Source organism: Coleofasciculus sp. FACHB-712, from assembly GCF_014695635.1.
Lineage (GTDB): Bacteria > Cyanobacteriota > Cyanobacteriia > Cyanobacteriales > FACHB-T130 > FACHB-T130.
This window is the reverse complement of sequence record NZ_JACJOQ010000638.1, coordinates 1-16,676: the sequence shown is the minus strand read 5'-3', so window position 1 is coordinate 16,676 and position 16,676 is coordinate 1. Positions and strand designations below refer to the sequence as shown.

Annotated in this window: 16 protein-coding genes and 2 pseudogenes; 5 read left to right on the top strand and 13 right to left on the bottom strand. The window is 47.0% G+C overall.

Features of this window, described 5'->3' with window-relative positions; all coding sequences use genetic code 11:
* Positions 1-264, top strand: a pseudogene (locus H6F50_RS23970) (histone deacetylase); the annotation flags it as partial.
* A gap of 309 nt (positions 265-573) precedes the next feature.
* Here H6F50_RS23970 and H6F50_RS23965 read toward each other — a convergent pair.
* The 3 genes from H6F50_RS23965 to H6F50_RS23955 all read right to left on the bottom strand — a co-directional run bounded on the left by H6F50_RS23965 (position 574) and on the right by H6F50_RS23955 (position 4,643).
* Positions 574-1,197: a hypothetical protein gene (locus tag H6F50_RS23965; RefSeq protein ID WP_190430611.1), complete on the bottom strand. Its 624-nt coding sequence runs from the start codon at positions 1,195-1,197 to the stop codon at positions 574-576.
* Positions 1,198-1,511: 314 nt separating this feature from the next.
* Positions 1,512-3,119, bottom strand: a complete 1,608-nt coding sequence (locus H6F50_RS23960; RefSeq protein WP_190430613.1) for a peptide ligase PGM1-related protein — start codon at positions 3,117-3,119, stop codon at positions 1,512-1,514.
* 234 nt (positions 3,120-3,353) lie between these two features.
* A complete protein-coding gene (locus tag H6F50_RS23955) occupies positions 3,354-4,643 on the bottom strand; it encodes an aminopeptidase P N-terminal domain-containing protein (protein ID WP_190430610.1) in 1,290 nt (429 codons plus the stop codon).
* 317 nt (positions 4,644-4,960) lie between these two features.
* Between H6F50_RS23955 and H6F50_RS23950 the strand changes: the two genes are divergently transcribed.
* Complete coding sequence (locus H6F50_RS23950; protein WP_190430609.1) at positions 4,961-5,503, top strand: carboxymuconolactone decarboxylase family protein; 543 nt, start codon at positions 4,961-4,963, stop codon at positions 5,501-5,503.
* Positions 5,504-5,583: 80 nt separating this feature from the next.
* A complete protein-coding gene (locus H6F50_RS23945) occupies positions 5,584-6,921 on the top strand; it encodes an adenylate/guanylate cyclase domain-containing protein (protein WP_190414468.1) in 1,338 nt (445 codons plus the stop codon).
* A 50-nt stretch (positions 6,922-6,971) separates the two neighbouring features.
* Here the strand turns inward: H6F50_RS23945 and H6F50_RS23940 are convergent, their stop codons facing one another.
* The 7 genes from H6F50_RS23940 to H6F50_RS23910 form a co-directional block, all read right to left on the bottom strand.
* Positions 6,972-7,751, bottom strand: a complete 780-nt coding sequence (locus H6F50_RS23940; RefSeq protein ID WP_190414469.1) for an MBL fold metallo-hydrolase — start codon at positions 7,749-7,751, stop codon at positions 6,972-6,974.
* Positions 7,752-7,842: 91 nt separating this feature from the next.
* The gene (locus H6F50_RS23935) at positions 7,843-8,430 is read right to left on the bottom strand and encodes an aminodeoxychorismate/anthranilate synthase component II (RefSeq protein WP_190414470.1); all 588 of its coding nucleotides are present in this window, start codon (positions 8,428-8,430) and stop codon (positions 7,843-7,845) included.
* 50 nt (positions 8,431-8,480) lie between these two features.
* Positions 8,481-8,933, bottom strand: coding sequence for a diacylglycerol kinase family protein (locus H6F50_RS23930; RefSeq protein ID WP_190414492.1), 453 nt, complete (start codon positions 8,931-8,933; stop codon positions 8,481-8,483).
* A 116-nt stretch (positions 8,934-9,049) separates the two neighbouring features.
* A complete protein-coding gene (gene ybeY, locus H6F50_RS23925; RefSeq protein ID WP_190430612.1) occupies positions 9,050-9,556 on the bottom strand; it encodes an rRNA maturation RNase YbeY in 507 nt (168 codons plus the stop codon).
* A gap of 22 nt (positions 9,557-9,578) precedes the next feature.
* Positions 9,579-9,740: a DUF3285 domain-containing protein gene (locus H6F50_RS23920; RefSeq protein ID WP_347275892.1), complete on the bottom strand. Its 162-nt coding sequence runs from the start codon at positions 9,738-9,740 to the stop codon at positions 9,579-9,581.
* A 303-nt stretch (positions 9,741-10,043) separates the two neighbouring features.
* A protein-coding gene (prfB, locus tag H6F50_RS23915) for a peptide chain release factor 2 (RefSeq protein WP_190414494.1) occupies positions 10,044-11,151 on the bottom strand; the annotation gives its coding sequence in 2 pieces (ribosomal slippage) (positions 10,044-11,078 and positions 11,080-11,151; 1,107 coding nt in all).
* 408 nt (positions 11,152-11,559) lie between these two features.
* On the bottom strand, positions 11,560-12,288 hold the full coding sequence (locus H6F50_RS23910; RefSeq protein ID WP_190430608.1) for a Bax inhibitor-1 family protein: 729 nt from the start codon (positions 12,286-12,288) through the stop codon (positions 11,560-11,562).
* A 328-nt stretch (positions 12,289-12,616) separates the two neighbouring features.
* Here H6F50_RS23910 and H6F50_RS23905 point away from each other — a divergent pair, with 328 nt between their 5' ends.
* Positions 12,617-13,402 carry an RNA polymerase sigma factor SigF gene (locus tag H6F50_RS23905; protein ID WP_190414495.1) on the top strand — a complete coding sequence of 262 codons (786 nt, stop codon included), beginning with the start codon at positions 12,617-12,619 and terminating at the stop codon, positions 13,400-13,402.
* Positions 13,403-13,536: 134 nt separating this feature from the next.
* Here H6F50_RS23905 and H6F50_RS23900 read toward each other — a convergent pair whose 3' ends face one another.
* The 3 genes from H6F50_RS23900 to H6F50_RS23890 all read right to left on the bottom strand — a co-directional run bounded on the left by H6F50_RS23900 (position 13,537) and on the right by H6F50_RS23890 (position 16,117).
* Positions 13,537-14,697: a beta-ketoacyl-ACP synthase gene (locus H6F50_RS23900; protein ID WP_190430607.1), complete on the bottom strand. Its 1,161-nt coding sequence runs from the start codon at positions 14,695-14,697 to the stop codon at positions 13,537-13,539.
* A gap of 25 nt (positions 14,698-14,722) precedes the next feature.
* Entirely contained in the window at positions 14,723-15,475 is a 753-nt protein-coding gene (locus tag H6F50_RS23895) for a peptidylprolyl isomerase (RefSeq protein ID WP_190430606.1), read from the bottom strand.
* A gap of 75 nt (positions 15,476-15,550) precedes the next feature.
* Complete coding sequence (locus H6F50_RS23890; RefSeq protein ID WP_190414475.1) at positions 15,551-16,117, bottom strand: photosystem I assembly protein Ycf4; 567 nt, start codon at positions 16,115-16,117, stop codon at positions 15,551-15,553.
* Between the two features lie 437 nt (positions 16,118-16,554).
* On the opposite strand from H6F50_RS23890, the pseudogene H6F50_RS23885 reads away from it, so the two are divergent.
* A pseudogene (locus H6F50_RS23885) lies at positions 16,555-16,676 on the top strand (photosystem II D2 protein (photosystem q(a) protein)); the annotation flags it as partial.

Here is a 16,676-nt window from a genome sequence, read left to right as displayed (position 1 = left end):
ACTGAATACCAACCGCTTTTTGAGCAGAAGATTGTACCCTTTTTAACCAATTTTCAGCCAGATTTGCTGATAGTCAGTGCTGGTTATGACGCGAATGCAGATGACCCATTAGCCAGTATTAACCTGCAACCACAAGATTATGGGTTATTTACCGATTATTGTCTGCAAGTGACTCGTCGGATTGTTTTTGGTCTTGAGGGCGGTTATGACCTCTTATCATTAGCGAAATCTGTTCTATCGACGATTGAGCGATGTTTAGTATAGGCTTTTGGCGCTCAGTTTTTGCCGCTTAAAATAGGACGCAGGACTCAAGGGTGAGGACTGAGTAACTAATCGTTTAAGTAGTTTAACTCAGGGTCTTTACTTATTCTTTTTTCCAGCCTATCGCTCCTAAATGAACGCCATTTATGTAAGATTAGTGTTAAATAATTTTCAACCACTAGGAGCGATCGCGATTACTCTCCAGGCTGTCTCTCACTAGCAAAACTTCTATTGTCGAGGTGGGTAATCGCAAATTTTATTACCATTACCCGCCTGAACTGACTAATTTAGCCGCAGGGAAACTGCTACAAATTACGCAACTTTCTTGGTACGCTTCAACTGGAAAACAGTACCAAAAGCACCCGCTACGATCAGACTCATCGTAGATGCAGGTTCCGGGACGGTTTGCGTATCTGGGTCTGGGGGAGTGACGACCACCTCGGAATCAGAATCGCACTTGCCGACAGCCTGGGACTGGCTGTCTGTAGTTTTTTCCCAAACTAGAGCATCACACCCCGTTTCATTGTCTTTATAAGTTTCAAATGTAAGGGAGCCGTTAGGAAGAGTAGGTGGCATATCGTATAGGTAAAAAGCTCCGGCGTGCATATTCTTAACAGACTTAGAAACTGTATCAAATTCAAATTGAAATAAAGATGATAAAGTTGAATACTGTTGTTCGACTTTCCCCTGTTTTAAAAATGAAATATTAAAAGAATTTAATTGATTTTTGCCGATTGTTCCTGAGTAAAGGGTGTCATCATAACTAAAAGAACCTAAAATCGTATACTCATCATTTCCAGCAAAGCTAAAGTTATAAAAACTGGCAGCTTCAGAAGGATTAGACAAACTAAGAACAGTAGCAGTAGCAATAGTGGCTGCAATCGGAAACGTGCTAGTAGCAGCTAACGCTAATTTCTGTATGATGTTAGATGTCATTCAATTCTCCCTGAGCGATTCACGTTTGTCATTACGTTTACTATTAAACTGTCATGAATCGCTCAACTACATCCTCCACTTGTATCGCCCAGTAGGGCGATGTGAGACAAACTGTAAACGTGCGTTTTGTCTCTTAAGCTGCTTCTTTAAAACAACTTCACACAAATTAAACGCTTGCTTCGTTTTGCTTCTTTTGATATATGAGATTCGTGTTCTATAATTTTCAGCTACTAGGAGCGATCGCTGCTTTGCACTGCAACGCTTAACATCACTTTTATCTGAGTCAGTCAAGCGTTGCGCTAGCTCCACACTCTTTAACTCTTTCCACTCCAAGCAATCGGAGGGCTGGGATAGGATGCCGAATAAGAAGCACTAGGGCGAGTTTTCGTTTCTTCGTCTAAGACTTTCACAACTTTGTTGTAAATTTCTTCTGCCTGTTGCAGAGAATCACCAATACTGGTTAATCCCAGCTTGCCGAACTCGGAAAGACAACCCATGAGATGGAAAACGGTGCCGGTTTCTGTACTGGTATCAAAGTGCAGCCGTTGGTGGGCAATAATATCCATCAAATCATTCGGCAACAGCCCTACATAACGTTCTTTTTGGAGGTTGTCGGTAGCAACATAGTATTTTGGGCGACCTTGTTGGCTGTAGAACAAACCCGTGGAACTGTCATAGCGACCGTTAGTTAAAAACTTGAGGGTCATAAACGGGTGGGTCGTCCCGCCCTTCCGCAAATTGATTTCAATCGCTTGGATGTCCCACTGCTCGCCAGATTTTTCGGGGTGATGACAGGCGATAAAGTCCACCCCAAAGCGTTCTAAAGCTCCTTTTTTTGCCAGGTTTCGCCCCACACGCAATCCTAAGTCCTGCAAGCGCAGGCGGTAAGCTTCATCGGCGGGGAAGTTGCAACCGAGATAAATCTGACCATCTGGGCCACCCAGAATTTGGTCGTGCGTGGAGAGAATTTCTACTTCTCCATTGGGGTCAATGCGACCTTGAACGCTAGGCGATCGCTTATGCTCTCCTTCAATAAAAGCTTCTACAATTGCCCCTAACTCTGGGATACGGCTGGAAAAATTTTCCCAAGTTTCTGCCTTGGCTTGAAAGCTTAAGGAGGAAAAGCGATCGCTAATCGCGGCAACCCTTTCGGCATGGGAGGCTTCTCCGGGTGCCACATTTTTGATTGGTCTGAGATCCAGTAGCGCATTCCCCTCGCCGGAAAATCCTTCATTGAGTTTGACAACCATCCGCTTTAACTGGGGTTGGCGTTCCCATAATTCGGCTGCTGCTACTCCCAAGTCTTCTGCATTCCAGACACTGTCGCTGCCATCGGGATGAGGAACCCCACACTCGGCAAAGATTTTCCGGCTGCCGCTTTTGGTGCCCCAGGTGAGTAAATCGGGGTCGAGCGCCAGAAGGGGAATGCCCATCTGTACTGCCAAATCTCGCTCTAGCAAGGTCGAGTTATAGCAGATCATGTAAGATTTTTCGGGGCGCAAGGCTTGCCGCATCCGCTCCATCAAGCGAGGGCGCTCTAAAATCTTCTGAGTCAGAGGTTTGGCTGAGGAATCGTAGGTAGAAAATAGTAACAAGCGATCGCGTGCATGAGAAAACGGAATTCCCGGCAACAGTTGCAAGTAGTAATCAATCACAATCGGCGGTAACGGCTGTGAAGTTACATAAATTAGCCGCGTGCGCGGGTGTCGCAGGCGAATTAAAGAAAAAAGCAGCCGCTCTTCATAATTGAGAAAGCCCTGAATTTTGAGCAGTTCCCGCTGATCGAGGCTGACCGAAGGAATCACTAAAATATCGTAGTCATCGCTGTCGAACAAATCGACTCCCTGCCAGCGATCGCGCAGTTGGGCTTGAAGCAGTTGAAACTGCTCCGCCTGCTTAGAGGAATTCTCTACACCTTGCATTACCATAGACCTCCGCCTTGCTCCCAACGCTGCCCCTATCAGCGATTTTACCCAGATAAGGGGGAAAATATGGGCTTTGCGACACAAAACTGTAATTCTGCTTGACTGATGGCGCGAGTTGGAAACAAACAAACAGATTCCGCCTCGGCTGTTTCCAAAAAAAAGATACCCTCACTAAACCCGTGGATTTGCGGATAATGAGGGATTTTGATGAAGTTTAAAGTTTAATCCAATCTACTTGGGAACTCCCGCCGTCAGTACCTCATGCCCTGACTCAGTAACTAATACATCATCCTCAATGCGGATGCCAATGCCACGCCACCTATCATCAATTGCAGGTTGTCCCTCGGCTGGTTCTACATCCAGTCCAATATATAGACCTGGTTCCACTGTTAGCACATGACCGGGTTGCAAACTCTGCCAAACTTCTTCCCCGTGCTTATAAACACCAGCATCGTGGACATCTAAACCCAGCCAATGTCCGGTGCGGTGCATATAAAAGGGTTTATATTTCTGCTCTTTGATAATTTCTTCAATATCACCCGCCAGAAGTCCCACATCGATTAAACCTTCGACCAAAACACGCACTGCCGTGTCGTGACCTAAGTTGTAGGGATTTCCGGGTTGAACTTGCGCGATCGCCTGTAACTGCGCTTCTAATACAATGTCGTAAAGTATCTTCTGCTCTGTCGTAAACTTGCCCCCGACCGGAAATGTGCGCGTGATGTCGCCGTTGTAGTAGTCGTAGCAACAACCCGCATCAATTAGCAGTAACTCGTTATCCTGCATCTGCCGATTATTCTCTATGTAGTGCAGCACGCAAGCATTCGCGCCAGAGGCAACAATTGAGGGATAAGCTGGCCCCATTCCACCCCGTTTTCGGAAGATGTGTTCTATCTCCGCCTGCACTTCGTACTCGTAACGCCCCGGTTGCGCGAATTCCCGCGCCCAGTTGTGGGCTTCTACTGAGATGTCAGCCGCACGACGCATCAATTCTATCTCAGATGGACTCTTCACCAGTCGCATCCCATGAAGCACCGGATTGGTGTCTTCAATCGCAATGGGTCCCGTACCCCGCTTGGGATAACCCGCCATCAACCGCTGCCAGTGGGTGAGGATAGTCTCATTAAAAGCGCGATCGCGTCCCAAATGATAATAAATCCGGTCGGCTTTTTCTAAATACTGAGGTAGTTTCTCATTTAGTTCTGCAATCGGGTAAGCTTCATCCGCCCCATAGAATTCTTTTGCCTTTTCCACCCCGACCCGATATCCTGTCCAAACTTCCTTATCTCGTTCCTTCGGCTGGACAAACAATACAAATCGGTGTTCTGGATGGTGGGGCGCTAAAACTGCCACCGCCTCTGGTTCGTTAAATCCAGTTAAGTAATAAAAATCACTATCTTGCCGAAAAGTGTACTCAACATCGTTGTGCATGACAGCCACTGGGGCACTCCGAAAGATGGCAGTGCCGTTGCCAATTTTCGCCATCAACTGCTCGCGACGCGCTGCGTATTCTGCTTGCATAATCTCAACTACGTATCTTTGTTTTTCTAGGTGGTCGAGTCAGTCGAATTGACCAATATATTTTCAAGGTTATACTATGAGAGATTTGGTAACAAATCTTTATAGGGTGTACTCGAATACAACTCAAATTAAAATTTTCTGAATCGTTAGCGATTTTTTCAGGGGATTGGCTGCGCGATCGCTAATGACTAGATTCGACGGAACGATACTCCCGATCGACTCTTGCATCTATTAAATGAGAACAAAAATATTTCAGATAACAAAAAAACCGCTTCCATCTCGCTTAGCAATTTTACAAACGAATGATAGAGGCAACTATGACTCGCTTCCCCCTTCAAGAACAAGATGAAGTCACAGATTTAAAGGTCAAAACAGTATATAACGAAATTTTGTCTGAACTAGGGTTTGGCATCATTCCCAACATTTTCAAATCAATGGCGATAAATCCCGATGTGCTGGAAGGGAATTGGAAAAAATTCCGCGCTACCATCCTGCAAGGAGATGTGCCCCGCACCCTGAAGGAAATGGTGGGAGTTGCCATCTCTCAAGCTCACAACAGCCCCTATGCCCTCAACGTTCACTTGCATGGATTATCTGCTCTAGGAATGAGCGAGGAAGTTCTCCGGACATTGGTTTCAGACTTTGCTGCCTGTCCCCTCCCCAAGCGCGAAAAAGCAGTCATTAGTTTTGGCTTACTTGCCGGGACTAAACCCCAGGAACTGACCGCAAAAGATTACCAAAATCTCCGAGAGTTGGGGCTAGATGACTCAGAAATCTTCGAGATTATTGCGACTGCTGACTTATTTACCAGCATCAATCGATACACAGATGCGATCGCTCTCGAAATTGACCAATTGTAAATTGCCAGTTTTCTCGTGAGTCCGTATTTTCTTGAGAATGTCGTTCGTTAAATTTCAGGAAAAACAGAATCATCCCAATAATGGGCAATACCCATGACTCTTTCCCTCCGTTTGATAGTAGCAATGAGCTAGAAAAACAAGCTCGCGAACCACTACTGCTGATAGCCCGCCGTCTGCTTGCGGAAGCCCAAGCTCTTTCCAGCCGCATCGCCGCTGTCAATGAAATTGCGACAGCGATTAACCGTACCCTGGATATAGACGAGATTTTGCGGGTTGTTGGTAAACAAGCTAAATGGCTCTTGGATTTCGAGCATTGTAGTGTCTATATCTGCACCGATACCAGTTCTTGCCGCCTCGTAACCCTATTTGGCGATCCTGTAGAGTTGACTGCCACGATTGTCGCAGAGGACAGCCCTTTAGGTCGTGCAATGAAAACAGGTCAATCGCAACTGATTCGAGAAGGCTCTCCATCTGTTTTTCTGCACTCTTATGCTTCCCAAATATTCGTCCCCCTACAGAGCGATCGCCAAGTCATTGGTACTATCAACTTTGCGACTACCCAAGCCCACGCTTACACACTGGAAGATTTACGCATTAGTTATTTACTAGCCTTGCAAGTATCGGCAGCAATTCGTAACGCCAGTGGCTTCGCCCAATTAAATCAGCTATATGCCCAACTAGAGGCAGAAAAACGCAAATCTGAGCAACTGTTACTGAACGTACTTCCTGTACGTGTAGCCGATGAATTAAAACGCACTGGCAGAGTTAAACCCGTGCATTATGACTCTGCCTCAGTATTGTTTACCGACTTTAAAGATTTCACTCAATTAGCCGAACAACTCACTCCCGAAGATTTAGTCAATGAATTAGATTATTGCTTTTCTTGCTTCGATATGCTCATTGAAACCCACAAGTTAGAGAAATTAAAAACAATTGGTGACAGTTATATGTGTGTTGGAGGAATTCCCACTCCTAACCGCACTCATGCAATTGATGCTGTACTAGCCGCCTTACAAATTCAAGCCTTTATGCAATGGCGGCGGCTCGAAAAAATCAAAAATAATCATCCCTATTGGGAAGTCCGCATCGGCATCCACTCAGGACCCTTGCTAGCGGGTGCGATTGGTCATAATAAATTTTCTTATGATGTTTGGGGCGATACGGTTAATACTGCCTCCAGAATGGAATCCTGTGGAGTTTGTGGCAACATTAATATTTCAAAAGCCACGTTTGAGTTAGTGAAAAATTTTTTTGATTGTGAATATCGGGGAAAAGTCAATGCAAAAAATAAGGGTGACATTGATATGTATCTTGTCACCCGCCTCAAAAAATGCTTTTCCCTAGATCCCACCGGATTGTTACCCAATGAGGATTTTAATCAACTTTATGCGGCAATCCAATCGGGGCATCCTGATTAGTCATTAGCCATTCACTAAATAATAACTAGGGACTCATCACGCATGATTGTTTAAAACTTATAACTCATCACTGCGATCGCAGTGCCATTTTCTGGCAAATCCGTTGATTTAACCGTCAAAGTATCACTATTGACCCGACGCACCGGCATTCCATCCATCAATGCCAAAAATTCATCCACGGAGACAATATCGCAACTCGCAGCATCGGCGGCTTGGGTACGGTAATGCGTGGGAATCACCAATTTGGGATTGAGGACTTGTACTGCCTGCATGGCTTCCTGAGGCGTGTAGGCTTTGTCACTTCCGCCTACGGGTACTAACAATACATCGGGACGTCCCATCAGGATTTTTTGCTCAATATCAATCGGTGCAGCAGCACCGCCTAAATGCAGAATATTGATTCCTCCTTGCGTCCAACGCCAAGCCACGTTCGTGCCAAATCGGCGTCCACCGTTGCGATCGTGGTTAATGCTCATTCCTTGAATTTTTAGGTTGTCAACTTGGTAAACTCCCGGTTTATATAAAAACTGGGGATTCCCTGGCAACCCTTCCACCGCCCCTTCATCAAGTAATAGGCTGCTGACTAGCACTAAATCCGCCGGCACCTTCGATGAACGATACCCAGCCGTACAGCCCAGCTTCTGAAAGGGATTCGCCAAGACTCGTTTACCACTTCCAGTAAACAAAAAGCTGGTATGCCCCAGCCATTTCACAGAGACAGATCCACCAGGTGTTGCCGCCTGATAAGTCTGAAATCCAGAAGCCAAGCCTGTTCCTAATGCTGTAAGCAAACCCGCCCCAGCATAGCGCATCAACTGTCGCCGTTTCATCAGAATTTAGTCCTCAGTCATTAGTCATTAGTCCTTTGCTAATCGCTAATGCTTAATTGAGCGATGAACAATTAGCCATTAGCCATTAGCACTAAAGCGATTCCAGGAAGTTTCGCAGCAATTGCTTTCCTGAAGCCGTCAGAATACTCTCCGGATGGAATTGGACGCCCTCAATATGCGGATAGTTCCGATGCCGGACGCCCATGATGGTTCCGTCGTCTACCCAAGCCGTAATTTCCAGGACATCTGGGCAGCTGTGTCGGTCAATCACCAAACTATGATACCGGGTAGCGGTAAAGGGATTATCTAATCCTCGAAATACGCCGACACCTGTGTGATGAATTGGAGAAGTTTTGCCATGCATCAACATGGGTGCAGAAACAATTTCACCGCCGAATACTTGACCAATGCCTTGATGTCCCAGGCAAACGCCCAAAATGGGTACCCCGGAACCCATCTTTTGAATTAACTCCAGGGAAATTCCGGCATCTTCTGGACGCCCTGGTCCCGGCGAAATCACAATTCCATCGGGTTTAAGCTTTTCGATTTGCTCAAGGGAGATTTGGTCATTGCGATACACCTGAATTTCAGATGCTACGGGCAGTTCAGCGCCAAGTTCTCCCAGATACTGCACCAAGTTATAGGTAAAACTGTCGTAATTATCAATAACCAGAATCAAATGTAAACTCCTTGTGAGTCAGAAGCCTTCAATTCAAAACTCAAAACTACTTAGCGCAGCATCGACTGAATCCGAATTACAAGGGGTGGCAAAAGCAGCGAACCAGCTACCAATACCGACACGAGTGCCGAAACCAGAACGGCACCAGCAGCACAGTCTTTAGCAATTTTGGCAAGCTCATGGTAAGCCTGCTTAACCGTTAAGTCAACAACTGACTCAATTGCCGTATTCAATAACTCCAGCGCCAACACTAGCCCAATTGTTATTCCAATCACCGCCATTTCGACTGCCTTCAACTGCAAAAAGACACCCAAACCAATGGCTAGGGTGCCTATAACTACATGGATGCGAAAGTTGCGTTGGGTAATAAAGGCATATCGAAGTCCGGCCCAAGCATATTTAAAACTAATTATTAAGTTCGGCGCAATTCGCCAAGCTAAATCCCGGTTTGGTTTCACTACATCTGAGTGGTTCAAAGAAGGTGTGGAAATTTCTTGAGACATGGCAAGGGTTTTACGGGGCTGAAGGGCATGAACCATCGCTCCGGCTGGCGCGTGGGCGAAACTTGAATCTAAGTCTTGAATCTAAGTACAGATGAAGGCTATTGGGTATAGCTAGGCTAGATAGTAAGACCAATAACCTGGAGTAAAGTTTCCTGCTGGTTCAACATTTTAGTCAGGCTATCTTCATCGGGATGATCCCAGCCGAGTAGATGAAGCAAACCGTGAGCCGCTAACCAGGCTAGCTCTGTTTTTAAAGGATGTTCCTGTTGTTGAGCCTGCCGAGTCGCAGTCTCAACGGAGATGACGATATCACCAAGATACAGAGGTGTATCCTCTAAAAAATCCATCGGCTGAGGACAGTCTACCTCTAAGGATGCAAAAGCTAATACATCTGTCGGTTTATTTTGATGACGATACTGGGCGTTGAGGGTCTGTATTTCTTTATCGTCGGTGAGGCGCAAACTCAGTTCATAGGCATCCGCTTGAGGAATATCTAGATGCAGCGTTTCCATCCAACGATGGAACCAAGTTTCCCAAGTTTCAGGTGAAATTTCTTCTTGGGCACTGGCATCTGCTGGATTGGACGAGAAGAAATAGTCTTGGATGCTAACTTCTATGTTTATGCCCATACAACCGGGTTCCGGATTAACGAGTTAGGTAAGAAAGACCGATCAGCAGCGCCACAAGACCAATGGTTGACAGGGCAAAATGTTTTAACGAAGTGCCTCCTTTTCGTACCATGTTTCGCATTGCCAGCTTCACGTAGCTGGGTTGAGGCTCTGTCGAGGCGGGTGTCGATTCAGAAATGGGTTCTGGAGTTTGTGATGCCGCTTGTGGCGTTGAAGAGGAGTTGCTCATAAGGATAATTACTGAAGACTCAAAAGTGGTTTTTCCAGCTGATGATAAGCCAGGGATAAACTTTTCTTCCAACAATGTAACAGTTTGTTTCGCAATTGATGGCAAATCACCGAATCAGCAAGTAAAGGACAAAGGAGCGATCGCTTTTGCGCCATCGCTCCTTTGTCCACCCGATGTTACTAATTTCTTGGTGTCTTGGTGGCTAAGTAACCCTCTCACTGAGGCTATCCTAAAGACCCAACGGCGCAGCTTTTAGGTAAGCTGATTTTCTTGGCGCAGATAGGCTTCAATGAACGAATCGAGGTCGCCATTCATCACATCGTTAATGGCAGTCGTTTCCACACCTGTCCGCAGATCCTTGACCATCTGGTACGGGTGGAAAACGTAGTTACGAATTTGGTTGCCCCAAGCTGCCTCTACCATATCCCCTCGAATGTCCGCAATTTCCTTGGCGCGTTGCTCTTGGGCGACAATCAGCAACTTAGCTTTGAGGATGGCAAGACCTTTTTCTTTGTTTTGCAGCTGACTTCGCTCTTCAGTACAGCGCACGGCAAGCCCGGTGGGAATATGAACAATCCGCACCGCTGTTTCCACTTTGTTGACATTTTGTCCACCTTTACCACCAGCCCTAGAGGTGGTGATTTCTAAATCCTTATCTGGAATGTCCAGAGTCACGGATCTATCCAGAGTTGGCATTACTTCCACTCCAGCAAAGCTTGTTTGGCGCTTGTCGTTGGCGTTGAAAGGCGATATCCGCACCAGCCGGTGGGTTCCTTTTTCTGCCTTCAGGTAGCCATAAGCATAACGCCCTTCAATCTCTAAGGTGGCTGACTTAAGCCCCGCTTCTTCTCCTTTGGAGATTTCCGCTAAGGTAACTTTGTAACCGTGGTTTTCTGCCCAGCGAGTGTACATCCGCAGCAACATTTCCGCCCAGTCTTGGGCGTCTGTGCCACCTGCACCGGCGTTAATGGTTAAAACGGCTCCGCTTTGGTCATAAGTACCGGAAAGCATCTGTTGCAATTCCCATCGCTCAAGTTCCTGATTGAGCTTGGTGATGTTGCTTTCAGCTTCCAAAAGCAGTGACTCGTCGGCTTCTAATTCCAGCAGTTCCACAACCGCCCTGGCGTCTTCTAGGCTGTTTTTCCACTGGTGAAATTGTTCCAAGTGGGATTTGAGGTCATTGAGTTCTTGGAGGGTTTGTTGGGCACTCGTTTGGTCGTCCCAAAAATCCGGTTGCGCCGCGACTTGCTCCAAGTCTTGAATTTTGGCAGTTAGAGCAGGAACGTCAAAGATAGTCCTGGGTTTTACCCAGGCGATCGCACAACGTTTCGACTTCGCGTTTAATGTCTAGGAGTTCAATCATTGTTTTGAGCTTTTTCCGATGAGCGCTTGGTAGTAAAGTTGCACTCTTTTCGATCTTAGCTGGAGTGTCTCTCCCAATCACTAAGACCTGAACAAAGAAAGCGAAGGAGAGGAACAGGGGAAGTTACCAATTATCTTTTACCCATTACCCCATTAAGATTGAATTTGTGGAGTAACTGCTGAAAGTTAAAGATAGTCTTGATCTTGATCCAGATGCTAAGACAACGTTTCTACTTCACGTTGGATGTCTATGATTTCCAGCATTGCTTTAGCGCTTTTTCTTGAGCGCTGCTCATATTGCACTGCAATCAAATTTATCTAAGTTTGTTGGTAAATGTCCAGTTCCAAAAAAAGCCGTGGGAAACCACGGCTTCAAGATGTGTGCGCTTAATGAAACTTTTGCCTTTTAGTCGCGGCTATTGAGCGCGTTCAGCAACCGCAGAATGAAAATGAACAAATTGATGTAAGTCAGATACATCGACAAAGCAGCAGGCAGATATTGGTCATCGCGGTAAGCGCGGGGCAGGATATAGAAATCTACCACAGCAGCACCGGCAAACAAAAACACGCCAATTCCAGAAATGGCAATTTCTAGCCAAGTGGGTGTATAGACACCAAACAAAGACAACAGCAGCTGACCCACTAGCACCACAACTAGGGCAATAATACCTAGCTGTACTGTTTTAGTGAGAGCCATGCCGTCTTGCTCCGACAGATTGGAGCCAATCTGTCGTGCAGCAATAAAGGTAACGCCACAGCCGAGGGCGGCAAAACCAATTCCTGCCACACCGACCCCTGGTGTCCTCAGAGCCACGAATATCAATCCGCTCAGGGTATAGCCCGACAACAGACTGTAGGTAGCGAGGAGGGGCAGAGCAACGCTTTTCTTGCCATTAATGGCAACGTTTTGGGCAACGAAGAAAAGGGCGAATTCTGCAACCAGGGCAACCCAAAAGGTTGGCATGAATAGCCCTGGGTTGGAGCGAAGAACGCCAAGACCCCCGTAGGTGCCAAGTGCGGTTAAGACAAGTCCAGCGCCTACGTAGGGGAGGGCGTTGGCAATGACATTGGGGCCAACGAGTGCGTGATTTTTAGCCTCACGCATCGCTTGACGGAAGTTACTGGTGTTACTCATGAAGCTTCCTCAGAAATATTACGAGTCATTTACATTTATGCGATCGCCAGTCTAATTCAATTGTGACGTAGAGCTGAAGTCCTTAAAAGGGTGGGTTTCACGAAGCAAACGCTTACGGTTTGTTTTTGAAGTAAGGATTAGTTTTTGGCTACATCAAACTGCAACTTACGTATATATGCTGACATTCCGGGAGAGGCTCTCTGTGAGTTCCGTATTCCAACGATGGTTGTTGAAAGCGCCTATACAGAAAATGAATTCAGTTAGACGAAATGAAGAGATAGCGATTTCCCAATCTCCCAAACGGGGTGGTTTTACAGAGGCTTTGACAATGGCGACTCAATCTTCTTGCAGCTCCGATTCGATGGAACTTTTGATTGCTTACTATAAAAATCCATCAGTTGAAGTTCGCAATCAACTGGTGCAGTTGAATGCTGGACTGGTTCGGAAGATGGCTCATCGAGTCAGCTATCAGTGTGCGGAACCTTATGAAGATTTGGAACAACTCGGCTATCTCGGTTTGATTCGGGCGATTGAGCGATTCAATCCCCATCAAGGTTATGCTTTTAGTTCCTTTGCGGTTCCTTACATTCGCGGCGAGATGCTGCATTATTTACGCGACAGAAGCGGCGTAATGAAAATGCCTCGTCGGTGGCAGGAAATCCAGCAGGAAGGACAAAAGGCGCGAAAAGAGTTGGCACAAACTTTAGGGCGATCGCCAAAAGAAGCTGAAATTGCCCAAGCAATTAAAGTATCTCTAGAAGAGTGGAGTGAAAGCAAGGTTGCGGCTCAAAACTGCCGACCATTAAGTTTAGATAGTGTCGTTTTTGAGCAGTCTGACTTTCAGGTGACGTTGGCGGAAACACTCCCTGACCCTCGCTATCAATCTTGGCAAAGTCAAGAAGAAGAACGGCAAGAGCTGGAAGGGGCAATGAGTTATTTGGACAACAAAACTCAAGCAGCAATTGAGTTGGTGTTGGTACGAGATCTTCCTCGGAAAGAAGCGGCTAAGCGAATTGGTGTCAGCCCGATGACGGTGACACGGCATCTTCAAAGAGGAGTTGAGCAGTTGGTATCGCTGTTGCAACCTCAATCAACCGAGCGTTTGGCTAGTTAAAGGCTTCCTGCAAAGAATTACAAGCAAGACAGCTTGTTTGGGAAGTAGTCGCCAGTTAAAAATTAGTAGAGAGTTTGTAGAGTGGTATATACCACTCTATTTTTTTAGGTGGCATAACGCCTGAAGGCGTTCGGCTACATTTTCCCCAAAGCTACCACTGCATTCTGCCCTCCGAAACCAAAGCTGAAACAAAGCACCTGTTTAATTTCACCTTGACGCGGGACTTTAACTAAATCTAAATCAAATTCTGGTTCCTTTAACCCCACACACGGTGGCAAGATTTGATGCTTCAATGCCATTAGGGAGAAAGCGACACCTAAGGCTCCAGATGCTCCCAATGTATGACCTGTGGCTCCCTTAGTAGAACTGACTGGCACTGTTTGAGGAAAGAGATACTGAATTAAGTGCGCCTCATTTTGGTCGTTGAGCTGGGTAGCGGTACCGTGAGCGTGGATGTAATGGATGTCCGCAGGGAAAAGGTTGCTGCGATCGCAACATTGTTTGACCGCCGCGATCGCACTCCGACTTCCCGGTTCTGGCGCATTAGTATGATAAGCGTCCGATGTCAAGCCAAATCCCAGCACTTGACCATAAATCCGTGCTGAGCGACGCTTTGCCAATTCTGCGGATTCCAGTACCAAGACGGCTCCCCCCTCTCCCAAGGCTAAGCCTTCCCGCCGCCGATCAAAAGGATAAGCGCCCGTTTGAGCTAAAGCGCCCATCTGCTGAAACCCTGCCAGGGTCAGCGGTGTAATCGATGATTCCACGGCTCCAGCAATGACTTGCTGACAGTGCCCAGTTTCCAAGAGCGACGCTGCTTGCGCGATCGCCCAAATTCCAGTTGCACAAGCCGCCATTGGTGCCAAGACTGACCCAGTTGCCCCGATTTGACGAGCGGCTGCGATCGCATTCATGTGGGGCAGCGTCTCCAAAAAAGCCTGGGTTGGCAGGTGTTTGTATAGCGGCGATTTTACTGGTTCGGCATCCCGATAAAACTCCCGCGCCAATTTCTCCCAAGATGCCTGATAAGAGCGACTCGAACCAATGACGACTCCACAATCGGGCAAAGGCGAAACCAAACCAGCATCTTCCAGCGCCATAGCGACAACCCGCTGAGTCAGGGTTGCTAACTCAGCGGGTTGTTTCCCTATCAATCCTAAGGGTCGGGGGGCAAGTTCTGGAAAGGGTTGATGCAACTGAATGCCAGATTGACCGGCGATTAAACGTTGCCAGCTCGTCTGCAAGCTGTTACCCAAAGCCGAGACTAAACCAATCCCAGTAACGACAATCTCCACCGATTACCCAGCGAATCGCCAATTGCTATTTCTTGAGATTTTCCGCACCTTTGGTCACCTTAGCCGATTCAATGCGATCGCCCTGCTGAATCTTGTCAACGACCTCCATCCCTTTGGTTACATAGCCAAAAACAGCATAGTCACCATCCAAGAACGGCAAATCGGCTAAAGCAATGTAAAACTGCGACGAAGCCGAGTCGGGTAAAGATGAGCGAGCCATTGCGACAGCGCCACGAGTATGTTGCAACTGCGGGGGTTGAGAAACACCCGCACTTTTGAGCGTTTCGCTGAGAACGGGTTTTTCCGCCCCTTTGGGCTTAATTTCGAGGGGAATGTAACGCGCTTGACCCGTCGCTGGATCGATAAAACCACCCATCCCCAGACGTTCTGTGGGCACATTCGGGTCTTTACTTTGCGGATCGCCACCCTGAGCAACAAAGGGTTGCGGTTGCCGCACTACGCGGTGAAAGACCAGTCCGTTATAGACACCTCTTTGAACTAAATCGACGAAATTCCCAGATGTAATCGGGGCATTAGTGCCATCGACTTCAATCGTAATTAGCGAGCCTTTAACCGTCATGTCTACGGTGGCTTTACCTTCTAGGCGGGGCAAACTGCTTGTTTTGGGACTACTCGCTGGAGTGGCAGATGCTGAGGTTGTTTCAGTTGCTGAGGGGCTGGTATCCGAGGAAGTAGCCTGCTCGGTGGTACATCCCCCCAACATCAGTCCTGCGATCGCAAAAAGTAATATAAACCAGTGCCGGATTTGTATCTGCATTTTCATTTCACCTAATTGGTAGCCAGAGCTACTGAATCATCTTATGCAGATATTGGGAGGCTCAACCAAGAATTGTTAGAGACCTTCAATGGGCACTTCCAAGAAGCGAGCCAGTTGGGCACCCTGATTTTCCAGCTCTGACAAGGGTAGAGGTTCCCCAACTCGCGTCAGGGGAATATCGCGGCGTCCTTTGACGCGCAGATAAATCGACCGGCGTGGGTTGAGACCTTCTTTAATTTCCACCCGAATCGCTTGGACATCTTGTATGCGACAGCCGACTTCAATTTGGCGGTTTTTGCCGAGAAAGCCCCATCTAAAAATCCGAATATATCCGGTTTCTTGATTAAACTCGTTGTAACCGCCCCCTACGTCTAAAAGAATCATCATCCATAGATAGAGCGCTACGAGTAACCCGGCTAACCCGTAAAGTCCCATGACTATCCCTTGAGGGATAAAAAGTAACTTGGTGGGGTCAGCAAAAGGGAGAAGATTAACTTTTAGGTAACTTGAAATTCCGGCCAATAAAAAGCCTGTAGCTCCCAAGGAGACTACGGTTGCCCACCAATAGTTACTCAAACGACGAGAGCCTAAAACCTCTTGACGGAGAACGCGGTTACTTGTAGATGTTGTCGGTGCAGCCATGAAAGAAAACTCTGTGTTCGCCAAAGTTGTTAAGGAAAATTTTTAAGATCGGACTGATTCAGATTATCTAGCTTCCCAGGGATTTATGCTATTGATTTAGCAATCTAACTGAGCTAGAGATTAATGAGAAGCACGTGTCAGATTGTAAAAATTCTGATATTTTCTTATCATAGAGGACACGTGCTAGAACCCTAGGGTTTTACTTTGGGGACAAAAAGCGCCCCATTCCCAAATAACAGTAGCCTGAAACCCGGTATCAGGGCGACAGGTTAGTGGAAATTGACACGCAGGGGAATCAAGCGAGTGAGTCTATTGAAGACAGAACCCGGCAAACTTCTCCAAAATAATCCCACTACTGTCTGACGTGGGTCGTGTCAAATAAATAATGTTAATTGCTCAAGTTCAGACGATTTGACGCAATAGTAAGAGGATTTGAAATGACCATTGCAGTCGGACGCGCGCCAAGTTCAAGAGGGTGGTTTGACGCCATTGACGACTGGCTCAAGCGCGATCGCTTCGTATTTGTCGGCTGGTCCGGCCTACTGCTATTCCCCTGCGC